Origin of the sequence: Polyangium sp. 15x6 (assembly GCF_029960785.1) — a bacterium.
Classification (GTDB): Bacteria; Myxococcota_A; Polyangia; order Polyangiales; family Polyangiaceae; genus Polyangium.
The window spans coordinates 24,987-44,861 of sequence record NZ_JASBQE010000071.1; the positions used below are offsets into that span (position 1 = coordinate 24,987).

The following is a 19,875-nucleotide window of genomic DNA, read 5'->3' on the forward strand; positions in this document are numbered from 1 at the left end:
GCGGGGCTTTGCCCCGCACCCCAGCAGGGGGCTGTCCGCCCCCTGCACCCCGGACCAGCGCAAGCGCTGGACTCGGGGTCGATGAACTGCGCGATGCGCAGTTCATCGAACAGAGGCCGTGGCAAGACCACGAAGGCCTCGCCCATCGAGACAGCAGCGCTGCCGTGCGTGCTGGGGACGCCTTCCCTGTCGACAGCGCGCATCGCGCGCTGTCGCCCCGGGTCCAGCGCTTGCGCTGGTCCGGGTCCAGGGGTGGACAACCCCTGGTCGGGGTCCGGGGTGAAACCCCGGCGCTACGCCGCCCCAGCACCCTCGGATCTCGCGATCCATCGGCGTCGGAAACCGGGCGAAACCCTCCCGAGGGCGCGGGCCTTCCTTCATAGTGGCCCGCATGCCTTCGAGCCGCATGCGTCCCTCGGTGCTCGCCCTTGCGAGCGCCGCAGCTCTCCTCGCTTCTTGCTCCGATCCTGCCGAGCTTCCGGTCCCGCCTGCGCCTTATGCGCCGCCTCCGAGCTCGGCCGTCGTCGAGGAGGGACCGGTGCGCATTCGCCGCGACGTCTTCCTCGTCCCCGGCGTCACGCCGCCGCCGAACCCCCTGACCGGCGGCGCGACGCCCGCCGAATACAACGCCGTCCGCGTCGTCCGGTACCGCGTCGACGTTGATCCGCCGGCGCCTGCCCGCGCGGTCGCCGTCCTCATGCCCGGCTTCCTCGGCGGCGCGAGTAGCTACGATCCCATGGCGCGCGCCATCGTCCGAAGGTCCAAGGAGGGCGAGGCCTTCGAGGCGTGGGCCATCGATCGACGCTCGAACCTGCTCGAGGATCACCACGGCCTCGACGTCGCCGAGTTCCGCAAGGACCCCGAGATCGCGAAGCGTTACTACTTCGAGGACGAGCCTGCCGAGGGCAAGACGTTCGCGGGCTTCCTCGATCAGGCCTCGGTCGATTACGCCTCCGAGTGGGGCCTCGACACCACGATCGGCGACCTCCGCCGCGTCGTCGAGCTCGTCGCGACCGAGGAGCGCAAGGCGCGCGTCTTCCTCGTCGGCCACTCGCTCGGCGCCACGATCGTCGAGGAGTACGCGGCCTGGGACTTCGACGGCAAGCCCGGCTACGGCGAGCTCGCGGGCCTCGTCCTCGTCGACGGCGTCGCGCGGCAGGAGGGCGCCGAGGCTCCGACGATCACCGAGGAGGACTACCTGAAAGGCTCGTCCCAGGGCCCTAACAACTACCTCACCCCGGGCCTCGAGACGATCCGCAAGACCACGCGCTACATCGCGCTCCCCTTGCTCGGCCTCAACGTCTACCCCGTCGCCGCCATCGCCGGCATGCGCGCGCTCTGGTCGCCGACCGCGATCACCGAGGATTCCTACCGCGACAACGCCTTCCGCACGCTCCTCTCCATCACGGACATCCCGCGCATGACCAACCGCGCGGCCATGGGGTTTGCCATGGACGACGCCTCGAACGGCGTCTCCTTCGCGGCCGTCTCTTGCGGCGAGAGCAAGGGCGGCGCGCTCGCCGAGTACGACAGCCTCTTCGGCACGAAGCTCCTCCACCCCTCCGATCCTACGGCCACGTACGATTGGGTGGAGTACGACGCCACGAACCCTCGCGAGCACACCTCCCTGGACGACATCTCGCGCACCTGGTTCGAGGGCCCCTCGCTCGACTTCGCCGAGTGGTACTTCCCGGCGCGCCTCTCGCTCGACGCCCAGGCCGCGGCCACGCTCGTCCTGAAAGAAACGGACTGGCCCCGCGCGAATCACGGAATGCGCGCGATTCACGGCGGTTCCATGGACCTGCCGATTTTTGCCGCCGTCGCTGGTCTCGTCGGCGACACCGCCGCGCTCGACCCGCTCCGCGCTCTCGTTCAGAACGTTCCCATCGGACCGGGCCGGCCCCTCGCGGGCAAATCCCGCACGGAGCCCGACACGTTCGTCGTGCTCGACATCGTCGACCTCACGCACATCGATCCCCTGGCCGGAACCGACGACGGTCAGGGCGACGTAACGAAATGGTACGACTCGCTCACCACGTGGATGACCACGAACAGCCCCGCGGGCGGCGTGGTCCTCGCTCCATCGGCCCCGTGATCATGCCTCTCCTCGCGACACCCCGAAGGCTCTCGGTCTGGTTTTCCCTCGGCGTCACGCTCTTCGTGCTCTTGCTCTTCGGCTGTTCGAAGAAGGAGGAGGGCGGCCCTCCCGCGGGCGGCAAGGGAAAGATGGCGTTCCCCGTCGATCTCGCGCCCGTCTCCGGCGAACGCGTCGAGTACACCGTCACCGCGGTCGGCACCGTCGACGCGTACGAGCGCGTGCAGGTCACGGCGCGCGTCGCCGGCGTGATCGAGCACGTGCGCTTCGCCGAGGGCGACGTCGTCAAGAAGGGCCAGGTCCTCGTCGAGATCGACCCGGCGCGCTTCAACCTCGCCGTCCGCAGCGCCAAGGCCACGCTCGAGCGCGCGCAGGCGTCCGCGGCCGAGGCGCAGCAGAACCTCGAACGCCGGGAAAAAGCAGGCGTCGACGGCGCGGGCGTCTTCTCGAAGGAGGACGTCGACAGCTGGCGGACGCGCGCGCGCACCGGCGCGGCGCAGGTCGCCGAGGCCCGCGCCGCGCTCGACGAGGCGAACCTGAACCTGCGCGACGCGTACGTGCGAGCGCCCATCGAGGGCAAGATGCAGACGCGCACGGTCCAGACCGGCCAGTTCGTCCAGCCCGGCACGGTGCTCGGCACCGTCCTTCGCCGCGATCCCTTGCTGCTCCGTTTCCCGGTCCCCGAGGCGGACGCGCCGCGCCTCTCGGCCGGCATGAACGTCTCGTTCAAGGTCACGGGCATCGAGCACGACTTCACCGCGAAGATCACGCTCGTCGCGGACGCCGCGGATCCCGCGACGCGCATGGTCCCGATCGTCGCGGAGGTCGCAGACGAGAAGAAGGACGCGCTCCGGCCCGGCGCGTTCGCCGACGTCACGGTGCGCGTCGGCGCGACCGAGAACGCGCCCGTCATCCCGCAGACCGCGATTCGCCCGAGCGAAAAGGGATTTCTCGCGTTCGTCGTGGAGAGCAACGTCGCCCACGAGCGCGTGCTCACGCTCGGCATGCGCACGGCCGACGGGCGCGTCGAGGTCCGCAAGGGCCTCTCGCCCGGCGAGATGCTCGTCGTGCGTGGGGCCGAACCTCTGCGTGACGGCACCACGGTGCGCGTCGCGCCGCCGGGACAAGGCCCCGGCAAAGGACCGCCCGGGGCGCAGAGCGCGGCCGCGCCGCCGGCCGCCACGAGCGCGCCGCCTTCCGAGGGCGTCGGCGCGCCTTCGAAGGGAGGGAGCGCGCCATGAGCCTGACCGAAGCGTGCCTGCGCAAGCCCGTCCTTGCGTGGATGATGATGGCCGCGACGATCGTCTTCGGCATCGTCGCCGCGACCCGCATCGGCATCAGCCAGTTCCCCGACGTCGACTTCCCGACCATCAACGTCAACGTCTCCTGGGAAGGCGCCGCGCCCGAGGCCGTCGAGCACGACATCGTCGAGCAGATCGAAGAGGCCGTCGTCCAGGTCGAGGGCGTCAAATCCCTCACCTCCTCGTCACGCCAGGGCGGCGCCTCGATCACGGTCGAGCTCGACCTCTCGCGCAACGTCGACTCGGCGCTCCAGGACGTGCAGGCCAAGGTCTCGCAGGCCCAGTCGCGCCTGCCGCGCGACATCGACCCGCCCGTCATCTCCAAGTCGAACCCCGAAGATCAGCCCATCATGTGGATTGGTCTGTCGGGTCCGTACTCGCCCCAGACCCTCTCCGACTACGCCCGTTACCGCGTCAAGGAGAAGCTCCAGACCGTGCCGGGGATCGGCGAGGTCATGCTGGGCGGCTACCTCGAGCGCAACGTCCGCGTCTGGTTCGACGCCGACAAACTCGCGGCCAAATCGCTCACCGTCACGGACGTGATCGCGGCGCTGCGACGCGAGCACGTGGAGCTGCCGGCGGGGCGCCTGGAGACCACGGGCCGCGAGGTCAACGTGCGCGTCCTCGGCGAGGCGCTCGACCTCGACACGCTCCGCCGCATCGTCGTGCGGGAGCAGGCGGGCGTCCCGACGTACATCGAGGACGTCGCGATCATCGAGGACGGCTTCGAGGACGTGCGGCGCATGTCGCGCGTGAATGGCCAGCCCGCGCAGGGCATGGGCATCAAGAAGCAGCGCGGCTCGAACGCGGTGGCCGTCGCGAACGGCGTGAAGGGGATGCTCGACGAGATCCGGAAGACCTTGCCCGAGGGCATGGAGCTCCAGATCAACTTCGACTCGACGCGCTTCATCGAGCAGTCCGTCCACGAGATCGAGCTCGAGCTCATCCTCGCGGTCGCGCTCACGGCCCTCGTCTGCTGGCTCTTCCTCGGCTCGCTCTCGAGCACGCTGAACGTGATCCTGGCGATCCCGATGAGCCTGCTCGGGACGATCGCGGCGATCTACTTCCTCGGCTTCACGCTGAACACCTTCACGCTCCTCGGCCTCTCGCTCGCGGTCGGCATCGTCGTCGACGACGCGATCATGGTGCTCGAGAACATCTTCCGGCACGCCGAGCAGGGCAAGGATCGCGTGCGCGCCGCGCGCGAGGGCACCGCCGAGATCACGTTCGCCGCGCTCGCCGCGACGGTCGCCGTCATCGCGATCTTCATCCCCGTCATCTTCATGGAAGGCGTGATGGGGCGCTTCTTCCTCCAGTTCGGCGTGACGCTCTGCATCGCCGTGGCCCTCTCGTACGTCGAGGCCATCACGCTCGCGCCCGCGCGCTGCGCGCAGCTGCTCACGACCTCGCGCGAGGGCCGCAGCAAGATCGGCATCTTCGTCGATCACGCCTTCGACAAACTCTCCGCCGGCTACGGCTGGCTCCTCGCGCGGGGCCTCAAGATCCCCTCGCTCGTGCTCGTCGCTTCCGTGGGCCTCTTCGTGGGCGCGGTCTTCGCGTTCCAGGCGCTCCCCGGCGAGTTCGTCCCGTCGCAGGATCAGAGCCGCCTCATGGTCCGGCTCACGACCGCCGTCGGCTCGGACATCCGCGAGACGGACAAGATCGTGACGAAGGCCGAGGCCATCGTGAACAACGCGCCCGAGGTGCAGCGCACGCTCGTGGTCGTCGGCGGCTTCGGCACGGGCGCCGTGAACAGCGGCATGATCTTCGTGACGCTCAAGCCCCGGAACGAGCGCAAGGCGACGCAGAACGAGTTCGCCGCCGTCCTGCGCAAGGAGCTCAATGCCATCCCGGGCATACGCGCCATCGTGCAGGACCTCTCGCAGTCGGGCTTCACCGCGTCGCGTGGCTTCCCCGTGGAGTTCTCGATCCGCGGGCCCGAGTGGGGTGAGCTCGTCTCGCACAGCGAGCGCATCAAGGCCGAGCTCCAGGCAGCGGGCCTCGTGGTCGACCTCGACTCCGACTACCAGCTCGGCATGCCCGAGCTACGGATCGTGCCCGATCGCGCGCGCGCCGCGGATCTCGGCATCTCGGTCGAGGAGATCGCGACGACCCTGAACGCGCTCGTCGGCGGCACGCGCGTGGGCAAGTACAGCGCGGGCGGGCGACGCGTCGACGTGCGCATGCGCCTGCTCGCCGATCAGCGCTCGCGGCCCGAGGATCTCTCGCGCCTCAAGGTCCGCGCGAAAACGGGAGAGCTCGTTCCGCTCTCGACGCTCGTGAAGTACGAGGAGCAGCCCGCGCTCCAGGCGATCACGCGCCGCGATCGCGAGCGCGCGATCACCCTCTTCGGCAACGTCGCGCCGGGCAAGTCGCAGAGCGAGGCCCTCGCGCTCGTGGAGAAGCTCGGCAAGGACGTACCGACCGGCTACCACGTGGTGCTCGGCGGCGCGTCGGTCGCCTTCCGCGAGTCCATGGGTGGCCTCATCTTCGCGCTGATCCTCGGGATCATCGTCGCGTACATGGTGCTCGCGTCGCAGTTCAACTCGTTCCTGCACCCGGTGACGGTGTTGACGATCCTCCCGCTCTCCGTCGCGGGCGCCGCGTTCGCGCTGCTCCTCATGAAGCAGACGCTCAACATCTTCAGCATGATCGGGATCGTCCTCTTGATGGGGATCGTGAAGAAAAACTCGATCATCCTGGTCGATTACGCGACGGAGCTCCGAAACCACGGCAAGAACGCCCTCGACGCGATGCTCGAAGCGGGCCCGGTTCGTCTCCGGCCCATCCTGATGACATCCATCGCGACCCTGATGGCGGCGGTCCCTTCGGCGCTCGCGCTCGGCGAGGGCAGCGAGGTGCGCGCGCCCATGGCGATCGCGGTCATCGGCGGCCTCGTGATCTCCACGGGCCTGAGCCTCCTCGTGGTGCCGGCGTTTTACGTCGTCGCCGACCGCATCGCGACGCGCCTCGCGCGCTTCCGTCGCGCGTCCTCGCCGCCGCTCGCCGAGCCGGTCCCGCCTCCGCCTCACGCTTGACGCGACGAGTCTCGGGTGGAAACTCCACCGACCGCCGCTCGCGTGGGCTTGCGCCCTCCCGTCCCGGCAGAAAAATCGATCGAAGCTGTTGCCGTTTGGGAGGCTCGGCTTTAGGTGCGCCGCGAGGACTTCATGCTGCAAAGAGTATTCCGCAGCCTGGACGGTGGGGGGTTCGCCTCGGGCGACACGAACGTGCACAAAGCGCTACGCGGGAGGGTTGCTTCTTCTGCACATCGTGTAGGATTGGCGCATGCCGACCGCTGGGGGCCGAGGGTGTCACGCTGCCGCGATCCGAGAGACGATCGCGCCGCGCACACTCGGTGCCGGGGCAAACGCGGCGCTCCCTTCGCGCCTCGCCCCTCTTCGCCACCCACCGGCAACCTTCTTTTCTTGCCTCCGGGGCAAGGTTCCCTGGAAAATCTGAAAAATCGGCTTTCGGGAGATGAACGATGAGCGCCAAGAACCGACCTCACGCCCCGGCCGTCGCTGTTGCTCCTCGCGAAGCGGCGTTTCAGGATGCAGTGGTCCTCGTTCGTGAACCCTTCGTCATCGACCGGACGGTGGCCATGCAGGCCATCCGGTACACGAAGGAGCTCCTGTCCGGCTCTTTCGCGCCGAACACACAACGCGAGTCCGTGCCATCCTCCAACCCGTCGACCTCGAGGCGACGGACCGCGAGCGGCCGCTAGAACTTCCGAAGCGGTCCGCGCGTCGACGTAGCGCTGGGACCGAATGTACATCCTCCACCTGTCGGATCTTCACGTCACGGAGTCCGGGCAAACGCTCGACGACGTGTGGATGCACCCGGCGCAAGCGCTGGGCACGCTGCACCCGGCCCCCTTCGACTTCGTCGTCGTCAGCGGTGATCTCACGCAGCGCGGGAGCGCCGCGGAGTACGACGAGCTGCTCGAGTTCGCGGAGCACCGCGTCCTGCCGCTCGTCGTGAACCGCGAGCGCGCGCGCGTCGTGTTCGTTCCGGGCAATCACGACGTCGACTGGGGCGCCGACATCGGCGAGCCCGTGCGCGTCACCTCGCTGCGCACCGCGCACGACTTCGACCTCCTCGAGCAGGAGATGCAGCGGCTCAAGCGCTCGCCGGATCTCTCGGATCTGCGCATCGACGTGGGCCGCTACGGACACCTCGACCTCGTCAAGCTGCGGGCGGGCGCGGAGTACAACAAGCGCTTCGCGAACGTCCAGCGATTCTTCGACCGTTTCTACGGCGAGTCCTTGGATGGACGCGGCCGCGCTTTCGATCTCCTCGACTCGAACGAGCGCGAGCACTGGTCGGCGCACGTCTTCCCCCAGGAAAAGGTCGCGTTCTTCGGCTTCAACTCCTGCCACCGGAACGACAAGTACTGGACCGGCGCCGCCATCTCCACGCGCGCCGTCTCCGCCGCGCGCGACTTCGCGAACGGCCTCGATCGGGACACGCTGCGCGTCGCCGTCTGGCACCATGGCTTCACCAGTGAACGCGGGCGCCCCGATTACCTTACGCTGCAGGACGTAGGCACCCTCTACGCCGCGGGCTTCCGCATCGGCTTCCACGGCCACACGCACCAGGAGAGCTCGAAGCTCGTCGAGCTCTTCAAGAGCCGCTTCGTCATCATCTCCACGGGATCGCTCGGCTCGGCCGCGCACGAGCGCCCCGGCGCCGTGGGCAACCAGTTCTCGGTCGTGCGGCTCAGCCCGAGCACCGTCAGTGTCGAGGTGTACGAGCGCGACGGCGAGGCCGGCGAGTACGCGCTCGAGCCGAAGCGCAAGTACTTCGAGGTGAACTGGGAGCCCGTCGCGCAGGCCGAGCGCTTCGTGAAGGCGCGCGAGCACACGCGGATCTGGAGCGTCGGGGACGACGGCATCGCGCTCGTCGAGGTGGAGCTGCGCGACTTCGTGGCGCCCGTCGAGACGCCGATCGCCGTGCTCGAGCCGCCCTACAACAACGTCCAGGCCGAGCCGCGCGCGACCACGTGGCGCGGCCGTCGCGAGGTGAAGGAAGAGCCGCTCGGCGGCGGCCGCGTGCGCTTCATGTTGCAGGGCGCCGACAAAACCGAGCGATACCTCACGTGGAGCTACCACCTCTCGAACGCGGTCGCGCTCACGCAGGCCGAGCTGAATCTGCTGGAGAAACGTGATCGTTGGTACCCCAACTTGATCGACGGCTACGACGTCCGCTCGCACGTCGTCCGCTTCGAGTCGGACCACCTCACGCTGGCGCTCGTGTTCGCGGAGAGCTCTGGGGCGACGATCGAGGACGCGTATCCGATGGTCGAGCGCTGCTACGAGCAATTCGGCGAGGAGCGTTGGGAGCCCGTGGAGTTCGAGCAGGAGCGGTGCCGCTCGCACTTCATCGTGGGCAAGACGCACGTGGAGCTCAAGATCCCGGGGCCGATCGTGGGCTACCGGTACTCGCTCGCGTATCGACCGGGCGGCGCCGGTAAGGAGTACCCCGAGGCCGCGAAGTGGACCGCGCGCGCATTGCTCGAGCGCTGCTGCGGCAAACCGATGTCGAACCACTCGCTCTCGGCGAAGCTCACGGAGGCCGTCGGCAACTCGATCTACAAGATCGCCACGGCCTCGCCGTGGGGCGTGCAGACCGCGCCGATCGTGCGGAGCGGACTGCTCTCGGAGCGCGGGTCGTGGATGGGCATGATCTGGGACGCGAACCTGCGCGTGCTCTGCCCGGCGTTCGGCCAGTTCTGGCCGCAGTCCTGGGCCGCGCGCTTCACCTGCGGCAGCGGCGTCGCGGGCCACGCCTTCCGCTTCAACATCGCGGCGGCGTGGCATCGCGACGCGCACGCGACGACGAGCATCATCTACCAGCCGAGCCCGGATCATCACCGCCTCTTCGCGCGGCACTACCGCTGGATCCTGTGCTTCCCGCTCAGGCTCGCGCCGGAGGAGGAGTCGTCGCTCGGCGTCGTTTGTCTCGCGAGCGAGGAGGAGAACACCCAGGTCGAGCGCGCGCTCGGCCACCTCGCCCGCGCGATCTGCACCGAGACGATGGATCCCGAGGCCACGAAGCTCCGCCTGATGCTCCAGACCGTCATCAACGCCGTGTTCTGGACGTGCGTGACCGATCCGAACCACGGGCTCAGCGAGAGCGAGGGGCGTTATGCGCGCCACGTGCTGAACGCGCTCCTCTCGTCGGCGACCGACTAACCCACGAGCAGCAAGTACCCGATCGCCACGACCATCGAGACGACCGTCACGGGCAAACCCGCGCGGAGGTACGTGACGAACCCGATCTCGTCCTCCGCGTGCGCGGCCTCGACGACGATGATGTTCGCGACGGAGCCGAGGAGCGTGAGGTTGCCGGCGAGCGTCGTGGCCATCGCCGTCACGGTCCAGGCGAGCGTGGGATCGGGCAGCGTGCGGATCATCGGCTCGGCGAGCAGGATGAAGGGCACGTTGCTGACGACCTGACAGCCGAGCGCGAACATGGCCGAGAGCGAGGCCATGGCGGCGCCACGTTCGGCCGGGATGAACGGCCGCGCCGCGGCGAGCGCCTCGTCGACGAGGCCCGTGCGCTGGAACGCGGCGGCCACGATGAAGAGCGCGCCGAAGAAGACGAGCACGGTCCACGTCACGCTCGAGAAGAGCGACGCGGGATCACGCCTTCGAAGGACGAGCAGCGCGGCGGCGCCCGTGAGCGCGGCGAACGCGAGGTTCGCGCCAGCGAGGAACGCGATCGAGACGCCGAGGAGCACGACGAGCGCGAGAGCGAGCTCGCTGCGTGATCGTGGGGCTGGGCTTGCGTCCGCGTCGATCGACGCGGCGCTCGTGGGCCGAAGTTGCTTGCGGAAGAGCAAGTGCAGCGTTGCCGCCGTCACCAGGAGCGCGAGGAACCCGGCCGGACCTCCGCGCATCAAATAACTCCGGTACGACAATCCCGACAGGTGCGCGACGAGCATGTTCTGCGGGTTTCCCGCGAGCGTCATCGCGCTGCCGGCGTTCGCCCCCATCGCCAGCGCGAGCAGGTACGGCACGCGTGGCAGGCCCGCCTTCCGCGCCGTCGCGTCGACCACGGGCGCGAAGAGCACGCAGACTGGATCGTTCACCAGCACGGCCGAGAGCACGCCCGAGGCGATCGTCGTGCCGTACAAGAGGCCCACCGGCGAGGGTCTTCGCTGGAGCAGGAACGACGCCGCCATCTCGAAGAAGCCGGCCTCGGCGAGGGCGGCGGCGAGCAGCATCATCCCGAGGAGCAGCCCGATCGTGTTCGGCTCGACCGCGGCGAATGCGGCCTTCGTGTCGATGCCCCAGCGCGGCTCGATCGAGGCGAGCACGACCATCAGGCACGCGCCCGTGAGCGCGCCTGCGGGCCTCCCGATCGGCAGGAGCGACAGGCGCCGGAAGGCGATCAGCACGTAGGTCGCGGTGAATACGACGAGCGTCGGCAGGTGGCTCATGCGGGGGGTCTTCGGGGCTTCTTTCTGACGGGAGAGGAGGCGCGGCTGTCACGGGGTCGTGCCGGCGTCGAGAGTGTGCTCGAAAGCGGAGCGTGATGGCTCGGCAGTGGAAAAAAGCGGCCGAGCAGCGACTTCGGGTTTGTCCTTCTGGAATCTTTGCGCGGGGCGTACGGGCGCCCCCGACCTTGTCACGCCCCGGGCCTTACGCTACGTAAGCCGTCCCCGGAGATCCCGAGGTTCTGGGAGCGCCCGGGGGATGCTATATACGTCCACGTAAACGCTGAGGAGAGCGAGATGTACGTCCCCGACATGGTGATACGGCCTCGACTCGAGATCCTGGCGAAGGCCCCGGTGCCGACGCAGACGGGTTTGTTCGAGATGATCGTGTTCCGGTACGGTGAGCAGACCGCCGAGAGCGGGCTCTCTCCGGACCATGTGGCCTTGGTGATGGGCGATGTGCGTGGACGGTCGTCCGTCCTCGTGCGGGTGCACTCGGAGTGCCTGACGAGCGAGGTCTTCGGCTCGCTGAAATGCGACTGCCGCGGTCAGCTCGAGGCGGCGCAGGCCGAGATCGCGCGGCGGGGGCAGGGCGTTGTCGTGTACCTGCGCCAGGAGGGCCGGGGCATCGGCCTCTCGAACAAGATCCGCGCATACGACCTGCAAGCGCGGGGGCACGACACCGTGGACGCGAATCGGCTGCTCGGACTGCCGGACGACGCGCGGGATTACGCGCCGGCCGCGGCGATGCTCGAGCACCTCGGCGTGGCCTCGATCCAGCTCATGACGAACAACCCGCTCAAGGTGCAGGCGCTGCGGCAGCTCGGGACGCGGGTCGAGGCGCGCGAGCCCTCGATCGTCGAGACGAACCCGTTCAGCCAGGGGTATCTGGAGGCGAAGCGGGTGCGGATGGGGCACTCGCTGCCGCCGCTGGATGCGGCGCTCCTCGCCTCCGCCGACAACAACATCGACGCCGAGTGACGTTCAGCCGCCCGACGGCTTCTTCGTCACGCTCGCCTTGAGCCGCGCCTTGAGCTTCGAGGCGTAGCCCTCTTTGTTCTCCTGCTTCAGCCGGGCGATGGCGAGCGCGTCGTCGGGCACGTCGCGCGTGATCGTCGTGCCCGTGGCCACGTACGCGCCCACGCCGATGCGCACCGGCGCGATGATCTGCGTATCGCTGCCGATGAACGCGCCCGCGCCGATCTCGGTGCGGTGCTTCTTGAATCCGTCGTAATTGCAAAAGATGGTCCCGGCGCCGATGTTCGCGCCCTCGCCGATGTCGCCGTCGCCGAGATACGCGAGGTGATTGGCCTTGGCCCCGCGGCGGACGACGGTCTTCTTCGTCTCGACGAAATTGCCGATGTGCGCCTCGGCCTCGATGCGGCTCTCCGGGCGCAGGTGCGAAAAGGGTCCGATCTGCGCATTTTCGCCGATCGTCGAATCGCTCGCGATCGAATAAGGTTTTACCAGGGCCGACGGCGCGACCTCCACGTCCGTCAGCACCGAGCCCACGTCGATCCTCGCATTCGCGCCGACGCGGGTTTTTCCGCGCAGAACCACGTAATGCTCGATCACGGCGTCCGGCTCGACGACCACGGTCGCGTCGATCCGCGCCGTCGCCCGCACCGTCGCGCCCGCGCGCCGGATCCGGTCCGCGATGCGCCCGTAAAGAATGTCCTCGGCCGCGGCGAGCTGCGCCCGTTCGTTCACCCCCACGAGCGCCGACGCGCTCTCGGCCTGCACGGAGGCGACCCCGCCCGCCTTCGCCGCGACGGCCACGATATCCGTCAAATAAAGCTCGCCCTGCGCATTGTTCGGCAAGAGCCCCGCCACCGATTCTCGCAAAAAGCTCGCCCGCGCCACGTACACGCCCGTGTTCACCTCGCGCACGCGCCGCTCCTCTTCCGTCGCGTCGCGATGCTCCCGCACGGCGAGGATCTTTCCTTCGGCGTCCCGGAGCACGCGGCCGTAGCCCGTCGGATCCTCGGTCATCGCCGTCAGCATCGCGAGCGGCGCGCCGCCCTCGATCGAGCCCGCGAGCCGCACGAGCTCGGCCGGATCGAGCAGCGGCGTATCCCCGCAGAGCACGAGCACCCGCTCGGCCGATGGATCCAGCGTCGGCAGGGCCGATCGCACCGCGTCCCCGGTCCCGCGCTGGGCTTGCTGCACCGCCGTCCGCACGCGATCGCCGAACGCCTTCGTCAGATGCGCGGCGAGTTCGTCCCGGCCATACCCCACGACGACCACGACGTCCCCGCATCCGGCGGCGAGCGCGGCCTCGATGGCGTAGTCGACCATCGGCCGGCCGCAGAGCGGGTGAAGCACCTTGGGCTTCGTGCTCTTCATGCGCGTGCCTTGCCCGGCGGCGAGGACGATGGCGGTGAGGGAGGATCCAGCTTGGGTCGTCATCGGCGCCGAACCTAGCACGGCCTCCCGAGACCCCCCAGCGAACGGCGAAACGCCTCCCGGACGCCCGCGGACGGACGCGGCCGCCGCCGGAGCGCGTGCGCCATAACATTGTCGCAGCCATTGAGGGCCGTTGAAATGGGAAAAGGCCGTCCTGTCTGCAACAATGAATGCGAGGTTGGTCTCGTCGGGTGGTCTCTGTGGTGACCGGATAGCGTCGAAACCGTGCCGATGCGAGGTCTTTTCGAGGGGATTTGGACCTTTTTGATGATCTCTCCGTCAGGCGCAGTGTATGCACGGAGAGAAGGACGGAGGGAACCTCATGACCCGTTTCGCGCACGTATCGCTCGCGTCTCTCGTTCTCGTGTTCGCGTCGGCCTGCAGCAGCAGCAGCTCCGAGGCCCCGGCGCCGGCAGCGGTCAACGTCGAGGCCGAGGCGGTCGTCAACGCGGATCTCGGGGCGGAGGCGCTGGTCGAGGAGCACGACGAGGGGACGGTCGCCTGGCGCATCGACACCGACGGCCAGGTGAAGGCCGCGGTCACCGCCACGGCGACCGGGCGCGTCAAGGAAGACGTCAGCGGCTCGCTCATCTACAAGGTCGAGGGGAGCGAGCCGAAGACGGTGCCGCTCGTGCTCGACGCCAAGACGGGCCTGCTCGTCGCAGCCGGGCCGAAGCTCGAGGCCGATCTCACTGAGGTCAATTACACGGTGACGGTCTCGGGCAAACCCTGGGTCGGGGTCATGCACGTGCCCGTGGGCGGCACGGCGGAGCTCGTGGCGGGCGCCAAGGTGACGGCCGAGGCAAAGCTGCCCGACGAGACCGTGGGCCCGCACGGCGGCACGATCCAGATCGTGGGTGAAGATCGGCTGGAGATGGTCGCGGACGCGGACTCGGGCGAGACGCGCGTGTACGTGCTCGACGTGGACCTCAAGCCCGTGCGGATCGAGTCGCGCAAGCTCAGGATGGGCTTCGTCGCCGAGAAGACCACGTTCGTGAATTTCGACCCCGAGCCGTCGGGCTTCTATTTTTCGGCGAAGCTCGGCGCCTCCGCGGCGCTGCTCAATCCGCTGCGCGTGACGGCGTCGCTCAGCATCGGCTCCGTCACGCATGCGGCGATCTGGGGATATCGTCCGGGCATTCGCGTGTACGCCCCGAGCGCTACGGTCAAAATCGCGGCCGCGCCGCGCATCCGTTTCAGCCTCCGGGGCGGCTTCGACAGCGACGTCGATTGCTACGGCCGCGCTCACGTGAAGGTGCACCACCGGCACGACCATGACCACGACCGCGACCACGACCACGACCACGACGACCGCAGGAAGGGCAACAACGGCCGGCATTTCGGCCAGGATGGGACGTTCGCCCGCGACAGCGGCGGCTTCAAGCGGGACGACGCCGAGCACCCCGGCAGCAGCAAGGCGAAGGGCGGCGGCGACGACGATCGCGGCCGCAGCGCGAAGGGCGGTTACGATCACGGCAGCAGCGTGAAGAGCAGCGGCCCGAGCTCGAAGGGCGGCGGCGACCGCAAGAGCGGCGGCGGCGACGCGAAGGGCGGCGGCGACCGCAAGAGCGGCGGCGGCGGCTCGAAGAGCGGCGGCGGTGACGCGAAGGGTGGCGGCGGTGGCAAGGGCGGCAAAAAATAACCGCCTCGCGAGACGAATGTAGGGTTTTCGCCTTCGTTCTGTCAGGTTCTCGTCACGATTGCACGAAATCCAACGACGCAGTGCGAGACGCGCATTGCGTCATGCCCGAAAATGCCCTTCCCTCCTCTTGCCCGCGATTCTGGGGTCGGGTAAAGATGGGCCTTCCCTCATGAAGGCCAAGCTTGTTTCGCTCTGGAACTGGTTCGAGATCATGGGTGTCGTGGCCGTGTCGACGGGCGCCGTCGCGGCGGTGTTCGTCACGACCGCACCATTCGATCGCGTCCGCAAAATCACGGGCAGATTCTTCCGCATTTGCGGCACGATGCTCGTCCGCCTGAATCCGCTCTGGAGCGTGAAGGTCTCCGGCTGGAAGCGGCCGCCGAACAGCGGGCCTTTCATCGTCGTCGCCAATCACCAGTCGATCGCCGACATCCCGGCGATCAGCTATTTGCCGTGGGAAATGAAATGGCTCTCGAAGGAGAGCAATTTCAAGGTCCCGGGCCTCGGCTGGATGATGAGCATGGCCGGCGACATCCCGCTCCGCCGCGGCGAGCGCGAGAGCGCGAAATCGGCGATGGAGCGCTGCAAATGGTACCTCGACCGCGGCATGAGCGTGATGATCTTCCCCGAAGGCACGCGCTCCTCCGACGGCGAGATCAAGCCCTTCAAGGACGGCGCGTTCCGCCTCGCCCTCGAGACGGGCATCCCCATCCTGCCGGTCGCGGTCGCCGGCACGCGCCACGCGATTCCCAAGAACTCGTGGGTCTTCGGCGTGAAATGCCAGGCCCGCATCGAGGTCCTGCCGCCCATCGACGTGAAAGGCATGACGATGGACGACCTCGAAACCCTGCGCGAGCGCGTGCGCGGCGATATCTCGTCGGCCTTCGAGCGCCTCGGCAAGTGGATGCCGACGCTGCCCTCCGAGGAGGAAAGCGGCGAAAGCGAGGCTCCAAAAGCCACGGCCCAGGCCGCGTTCGAAGCCTCGCCTCCCGCCTGAGTCTCACCGACACATCGAAATCAACATCGTCTCGAGCACCGCCTGCGGCGAGCGTTTCGAGCCCTTGAGCGCTCGATCCGCCTCCGCGAGCAGGCGCACCCACGCGGGGAGCGTCCCCCGCGGCAGCGATTTCAACGTCTGCGCCGTCTCCTGCGCCTTGAACGGCGGGATGCCCGCGCGCGCGGCCGCCTCGTTCACGTTCGCCCCCGCCCGCAGTGCCGAATCCATCTTCACCATCTTCCGCACGTTCGACGCCACGAGCCCGAGCAGCGGCAGCCCCCCGTCCTTCGAATCCACGACCTCCGCGAGCACCGCGAGCGCCTTGTCGAGCCGCCGCCGCGTGAGCGCGTCGACGAGGTCCCACACCGAGCCCGGCCGGACCTTCATGACCATCGTCACGACCGCGTCCTCCGTGATCGGCTTGCCCTCGCCGACGAACAAGCTCAGCCGCTCGATCGCGTCCGCCACGTAGCCGAGCTCCGGCCCGGCGATCTCCGCCAGGTGATCGGCCACGTCCGGCGCGATGTCGTGCCCGCGCTCCTTGGACATCTGCCGCACCACGGTCGGCAGCGCCTTGCGGCTCACGGGCTCGCAGTTGACGAGGAAGTCCTCCTTCTTCGCCGCCGTCACGATCTTGCGTTGCGCGTGGAGCTTCGTCGCCGAGAGCACGAGCACCGTGCTCGAGGCCGGCGCCTTCGCGTACTCGGCGAGCGCGTCGAGCGGACTTCCGTCCTTCACCCCGCGCTTGCCCTCCGCGGCGCCTTTGCCGCCGTCGTCGTCGTCGCCCTCGCCCTTCTTCTCCCAGCGCTCGAGGCCACGCGCCAGGACGAACCTGCGCTTGGCCATCATCGGCACCATCTTCGCGGCCGAGAGGACCGCGTCCACGTTCGACTCGCCGGCCGTGAATTTGTCCTCGTTGAACCCCGCGATGCCGCCCTTCATCGTCGCTTCCTTGAGGGCGTGCACGACCTTGTCGGCGAGGTACCGCTCCTCGCCGAGCACGAGGTAGACGGGCCGCAAGTTCCCTTTCGTGGCTTCCTGGATGGCTTGCTCGGGCGTCACGGGTCTCTCCGTTCGTCCCTTCGGAGGGGCGCGTCAAGCGCGGGAAGAGGTACCATGTTCCCCGCCATGATCGACCGCCTCTCTCCGGCCCTACGTCCGCCGGGCCGGCCCGCCGGCTTCCAGCGATGGCGAACCCTCTTGTTCCTGCACTGGGAGGTGCCCGCGGAGGCGATCACGAGGCTCTTGCCTCCCGAGCTCTCGGTCGACACGTTCGAGGGAAAAGCGTGGGTCGGGGTCGTGCCCTTCACGATGCGCGACGTCGCGCCGCGCTGGTCCCCGTCCGTCCCGGGGATCTCGCATTTCCACGAGCTCAACGTCCGCACGTACGTGCATTTTCGCGGCAAGGATCCGGGCGTCTGGTTCTTCAGCCTCGACGCAGCCGCGACGATCGCCGTGGCGGTCGCGCGCGCCGGCTGGCATTTGCCCTACCACCGCGCCTCGATGAAGCTCGACATCGCGGAGAATACCGTCGACTACCGGAGCAAGCGCCTCTTCCCCGGCCCGACGCCGGCCGAATTCGAGGCGCATTACCACATCGGAGAATCGATCGGCTCCGCCAAACCCGGAACGCTGACGCATTTCTTCGCCGAGCGATACATCCTGTATGCCCGCACCCGCTCGGGTTTGTCGCTCGGGCGCGTGCATCACGTGCCGTATCCGCTCCACGAGGTGAAGGTCGAATCGTGGCGTGACGGAATGGTCGCGGCCGCGGGGCTGCCAGAGCCCTCCGGCGAGCCGCTCGCGCTCTACAGCCCCGGCGTCGACGTCGACGTCTACAAGCTCGTGCCCATCGTTTGAGCCCCTACGACCTCCGCGCGCGCCGCCCCTTCGAGCGCTCGAGCAGCCCCTGGAGCACCTGCGGATCGAGCGGCTTCATGAGCTGGTGATCGATCCCCGCCTCCTCGGCCTTGCGTCGATCCGCCTCCTGCCCGTATCCGCTCACGCCGATCAGGAGCGCCTGCGACGTCGGCCGCGTCGCCCGCAGCCGCCGCGCCACCTCGAACCCGTCCATGCCCGGCAAACCGATGTCGAGCAGCACGACGTGCGGACGGAACGTCGCCGCGAGCGACACGCCCTCCTCGCCGCTCTGCGCCGCCCGCACGTCGTAGCCCCAGAGCCCGAGCAGCTCGGAGAGCATGTCCGCCGCGTCCGCATTGTCTTCCACGACGAGCGCCCGCTGCACGCTCCCCGGATCCTCCTCCGCGGCTTGCGCCTTCGCGCTCGGCGCGTCGCAGAGCACGTGCGGCAGCCGCACCACGATCTCCGAGCCCTTGCCCACGCCCTCGCTCCGCGCCTCGACCGTGCCCCCGTGCATCGCGATCAGGCTCTTCACCAGCGTGAGGCCGATCCCGAGCCCGCCCTGCGATCGATCGAGCGCGCGTTCACCCTGCACGAACAGATCGAACACCCGCGGCAGGAGCTCCGCCGGCATCCCGATCCCGTTGTCCTTCACGGTCGCCGTCACGCACGCCTTGTCCTGCACGACCGAGAGCGCGATCTCGCCGCCGCGCTCCGTGTACTTCGCCGCGTTGTTCAGGAGGTTCACGATCACCTGCTCGAGCCGCGTCGGATCCCCCTGCACGAGCACCGGCGCCGCCGGGAGCGAGACCCGGAGCGTGTGGCCCGAGGCGTCGACGAGCGGCCGCGCCGCGTCCACCGCGCTCCGCACGATGGTCCCGAGATCCACGAGCTTCGTCTGCAGCGTGATCGTCCCGCGCGTGATGCGCGAGACGTCGAGCAGGTCGTCCACGAGCCGCGAGAGGTTGCGCGCTTGCCGCTCGATCACGCTGCGGAAGCGCTCGACCCGCGCGTCGCCGTGCGTCGCCACGCGGATCATCTCCGCCGCCGTGAGGATCGGCGCGAGCGGATTGCGGAGCTCGTGCCCCAGCATCGAGAGGAACTCGTCCTTGCGCCGATCGGCCTCGCGGAGCGCCTCGTTCGCCTTCACGAGCTCGGCCGTCCTCGCGGCGACCCGCGCTTCGAGCTCGTCGTTCGCCTGCCGGAGCGCCGCCTCCGCGGCCTTGAGCGGCGTCAGATCGGTCGCGACCACGGTGAACGTCGGGTCCTCCTCGCCCGCGTCCCGGATCGACAGCATCACCGGCAGCGGCGCCGCGCTCGCTTGCTGAAGCGAGATCTCCCCTTTTGCGCTCCCGCCCTTGGCCGCCGCGAGCAGCGCGTCGAACGTCCCCGCCTCCGCGGGCCCGACGCACTCGCGCAGCGAGGCGCCCAGCACCTTGCCGAGCGGGCGGCCGAGCATCTCGGCGAGCTGGCGGTTGGCGAACAGGATCGTCCCGTCCCCGCTGATCGTCATCGCGCCTTCGTTCAGCGTCTCCAGCAGCGTCCGGTGCGCGTGGTCGGCGCCTCTCAGCACGAACACCCGCGGCGCGCCGTCGGCGGAGACCACGAGCGCGTCCACCTCGCCGGCGCGGATCGCGGCCAGCGTCGCCTCGGCCTCCTCGACGCGCAGGAGGAGGTCGTGCGCGACGATCGGGGCCTCCGGCTTCGCGGTCACCTCGTCGTCCTTCTTCGTCATGGATCCACCGCCGGGTTCGGAGAAACGCCGAGACCCACGAGGACACGCTCGATGTCGGACAGCGAGCCGATGATACGCTGCACGGGCAGCGGCCGCTCCCGCACCAGCGTCGGCGCGGCGACGATCTGCGCGTCGCGCGCGAGCCACGGTTCCTGGTTCAGGTCGTGCACCTCGAGGTCGAAGCGACCGGCGAGGTGCTCGTCGCAGAGCTTCCGCACGTTGCGGATCGCCCCACGCGATCTCGGTGAATTGCCGACGACGTAGAGCCGGAGGACGTACGTCTCCCGGGGCACGTCGACGAGCGCCTGCGCCCAGAAGTCGTCCACGTCCCCGACGACCGCCGAGGGGGTTTTTCCGTTGCGCCCGTCGTCGTGCTCGCTTCCCCCCATGGTCGT

At 68.9% G+C, this 19,875-nt stretch carries 13 protein-coding genes; 8 read left to right on the top strand and 5 right to left on the bottom strand.

What is annotated here, in order from left to right:
* Positions 1–391 precede the first annotated feature (391 nt).
* The 4 genes from QHF83_RS36925 to QHF83_RS36940 all read left to right on the top strand — a co-directional run bounded on the left by QHF83_RS36925 (position 392) and on the right by QHF83_RS36940 (position 9,593).
* Complete coding sequence (locus QHF83_RS36925; RefSeq protein ID WP_282422745.1) at positions 392–2,095, top strand: alpha/beta fold hydrolase; 1,704 nt, start codon at positions 392–394, stop codon at positions 2,093–2,095.
* 2 nt (positions 2,096–2,097) lie between these two features.
* On the top strand, positions 2,098–3,336 hold the full coding sequence (locus QHF83_RS36930; RefSeq protein ID WP_282422774.1) for an efflux RND transporter periplasmic adaptor subunit: 1,239 nt from the start codon (positions 2,098–2,100) through the stop codon (positions 3,334–3,336).
* Positions 3,333–6,434 carry an efflux RND transporter permease subunit gene (locus QHF83_RS36935; protein ID WP_282422746.1) on the top strand — a complete coding sequence of 1,034 codons (3,102 nt, stop codon included), beginning with the start codon at positions 3,333–3,335 and terminating at the stop codon, positions 6,432–6,434. The genes QHF83_RS36930 and QHF83_RS36935 overlap by 4 nt, the downstream gene beginning before the upstream one ends.
* 732 nt (positions 6,435–7,166) lie before the next feature.
* The gene (locus tag QHF83_RS36940) at positions 7,167–9,593 is read left to right on the top strand and encodes a metallophosphoesterase (protein ID WP_282422747.1); all 2,427 of its coding nucleotides are present in this window, start codon (positions 7,167–7,169) and stop codon (positions 9,591–9,593) included.
* Here the strand turns inward: QHF83_RS36940 and QHF83_RS36945 are convergent.
* Positions 9,590–10,843 carry an SLC13 family permease gene (locus QHF83_RS36945; protein ID WP_282422748.1) on the bottom strand — a complete coding sequence of 418 codons (1,254 nt, stop codon included), beginning with the start codon at positions 10,841–10,843 and terminating at the stop codon, positions 9,590–9,592. The genes QHF83_RS36940 and QHF83_RS36945 overlap by 4 nt on opposite strands.
* 294 nt (positions 10,844–11,137) lie before the next feature.
* Between QHF83_RS36945 and ribA the strand changes: the two genes are divergently transcribed.
* The gene (ribA, locus tag QHF83_RS36950) at positions 11,138–11,821 is read left to right on the top strand and encodes a GTP cyclohydrolase II (RefSeq protein ID WP_282422749.1); all 684 of its coding nucleotides are present in this window, start codon (positions 11,138–11,140) and stop codon (positions 11,819–11,821) included.
* A 3-nt stretch (positions 11,822–11,824) separates the two neighbouring features.
* On the opposite strand, the gene glmU is transcribed toward ribA, so the two are convergent.
* On the bottom strand, positions 11,825–13,249 hold the full coding sequence (gene glmU / locus QHF83_RS36955; RefSeq protein WP_282422750.1) for a bifunctional UDP-N-acetylglucosamine diphosphorylase/glucosamine-1-phosphate N-acetyltransferase GlmU: 1,425 nt from the start codon (positions 13,247–13,249) through the stop codon (positions 11,825–11,827).
* 319 nt (positions 13,250–13,568) lie between these two features.
* Here glmU and QHF83_RS36960 point away from each other — a divergent pair, with 319 nt between their 5' ends.
* Both QHF83_RS36960 and QHF83_RS36965 read left to right on the top strand, forming a co-directional pair.
* Entirely contained in the window at positions 13,569–14,888 is a 1,320-nt protein-coding gene (locus QHF83_RS36960; protein WP_282422751.1) for a hypothetical protein, read from the top strand.
* 169 nt (positions 14,889–15,057) lie between these two features.
* Positions 15,058–15,885 carry a lysophospholipid acyltransferase family protein gene (locus QHF83_RS36965; RefSeq protein ID WP_282422752.1) on the top strand — a complete coding sequence of 276 codons (828 nt, stop codon included), beginning with the start codon at positions 15,058–15,060 and terminating at the stop codon, positions 15,883–15,885.
* Between the two features lie 3 nt (positions 15,886–15,888).
* On the opposite strand, the gene holA is transcribed toward QHF83_RS36965, so the two are convergent.
* The gene (gene holA / locus QHF83_RS36970; RefSeq protein ID WP_282422753.1) at positions 15,889–16,947 is read right to left on the bottom strand and encodes a DNA polymerase III subunit delta; all 1,059 of its coding nucleotides are present in this window, start codon (positions 16,945–16,947) and stop codon (positions 15,889–15,891) included.
* Positions 16,948–17,013: 66 nt separating this feature from the next.
* Here holA and QHF83_RS36975 point away from each other — a divergent pair, with 66 nt between their 5' ends.
* Positions 17,014–17,745 carry a DUF2071 domain-containing protein gene (locus QHF83_RS36975; protein ID WP_282422754.1) on the top strand — a complete coding sequence of 244 codons (732 nt, stop codon included), beginning with the start codon at positions 17,014–17,016 and terminating at the stop codon, positions 17,743–17,745.
* A gap of 4 nt (positions 17,746–17,749) precedes the next feature.
* Here QHF83_RS36975 and QHF83_RS36980 read toward each other — a convergent pair whose 3' ends face one another.
* Both QHF83_RS36980 and QHF83_RS36985 read right to left on the bottom strand, forming a co-directional pair.
* A complete protein-coding gene (locus QHF83_RS36980; protein WP_282422755.1) occupies positions 17,750–19,480 on the bottom strand; it encodes an ATP-binding protein in 1,731 nt (576 codons plus the stop codon).
* Positions 19,477–19,869, bottom strand: coding sequence for a circadian clock KaiB family protein (locus QHF83_RS36985; RefSeq protein WP_282422756.1), 393 nt, complete (start codon positions 19,867–19,869; stop codon positions 19,477–19,479). The genes QHF83_RS36980 and QHF83_RS36985 overlap by 4 nt, the downstream gene beginning before the upstream one ends.
* Positions 19,870–19,875 lie beyond the last annotated feature (6 nt).

Excerpts from the sequence above, each read along its gene's own strand:
- QHF83_RS36935 (WP_282422746.1), top strand. The coding sequence starts at position 3,333 with ATGAGCCTGACCGAAGCGTGCCTGCGCAAGCCCGTCCTTGCGTGGATG.
- QHF83_RS36985 (WP_282422756.1), bottom strand. The coding sequence starts at position 19,869 with ATGGGGGGAAGCGAGCACGACGACGGGCGCAACGGAAAAACCCCCTCG.
- QHF83_RS36965 (WP_282422752.1), top strand. The coding sequence starts at position 15,058 with ATGAAGGCCAAGCTTGTTTCGCTCTGGAACTGGTTCGAGATCATGGGT.
- QHF83_RS36945 (WP_282422748.1), bottom strand. The coding sequence starts at position 10,843 with ATGAGCCACCTGCCGACGCTCGTCGTATTCACCGCGACCTACGTGCTG.
- QHF83_RS36930 (WP_282422774.1), top strand. The coding sequence starts at position 2,098 with ATGCCTCTCCTCGCGACACCCCGAAGGCTCTCGGTCTGGTTTTCCCTC.
- QHF83_RS36980 (WP_282422755.1), bottom strand. The coding sequence starts at position 19,480 with ATGACGAAGAAGGACGACGAGGTGACCGCGAAGCCGGAGGCCCCGATC.
- ribA (WP_282422749.1), top strand. The coding sequence starts at position 11,138 with ATGTACGTCCCCGACATGGTGATACGGCCTCGACTCGAGATCCTGGCG.
- QHF83_RS36960 (WP_282422751.1), top strand. The coding sequence starts at position 13,569 with ATGACCCGTTTCGCGCACGTATCGCTCGCGTCTCTCGTTCTCGTGTTC.
- QHF83_RS36940 (WP_282422747.1), top strand. The coding sequence starts at position 7,167 with ATGTACATCCTCCACCTGTCGGATCTTCACGTCACGGAGTCCGGGCAA.
- QHF83_RS36975 (WP_282422754.1), top strand. The coding sequence starts at position 17,014 with ATGATCGACCGCCTCTCTCCGGCCCTACGTCCGCCGGGCCGGCCCGCC.
- glmU (WP_282422750.1), bottom strand. The coding sequence starts at position 13,249 with ATGACGACCCAAGCTGGATCCTCCCTCACCGCCATCGTCCTCGCCGCC.
- QHF83_RS36925 (WP_282422745.1), top strand. The coding sequence starts at position 392 with ATGCCTTCGAGCCGCATGCGTCCCTCGGTGCTCGCCCTTGCGAGCGCC.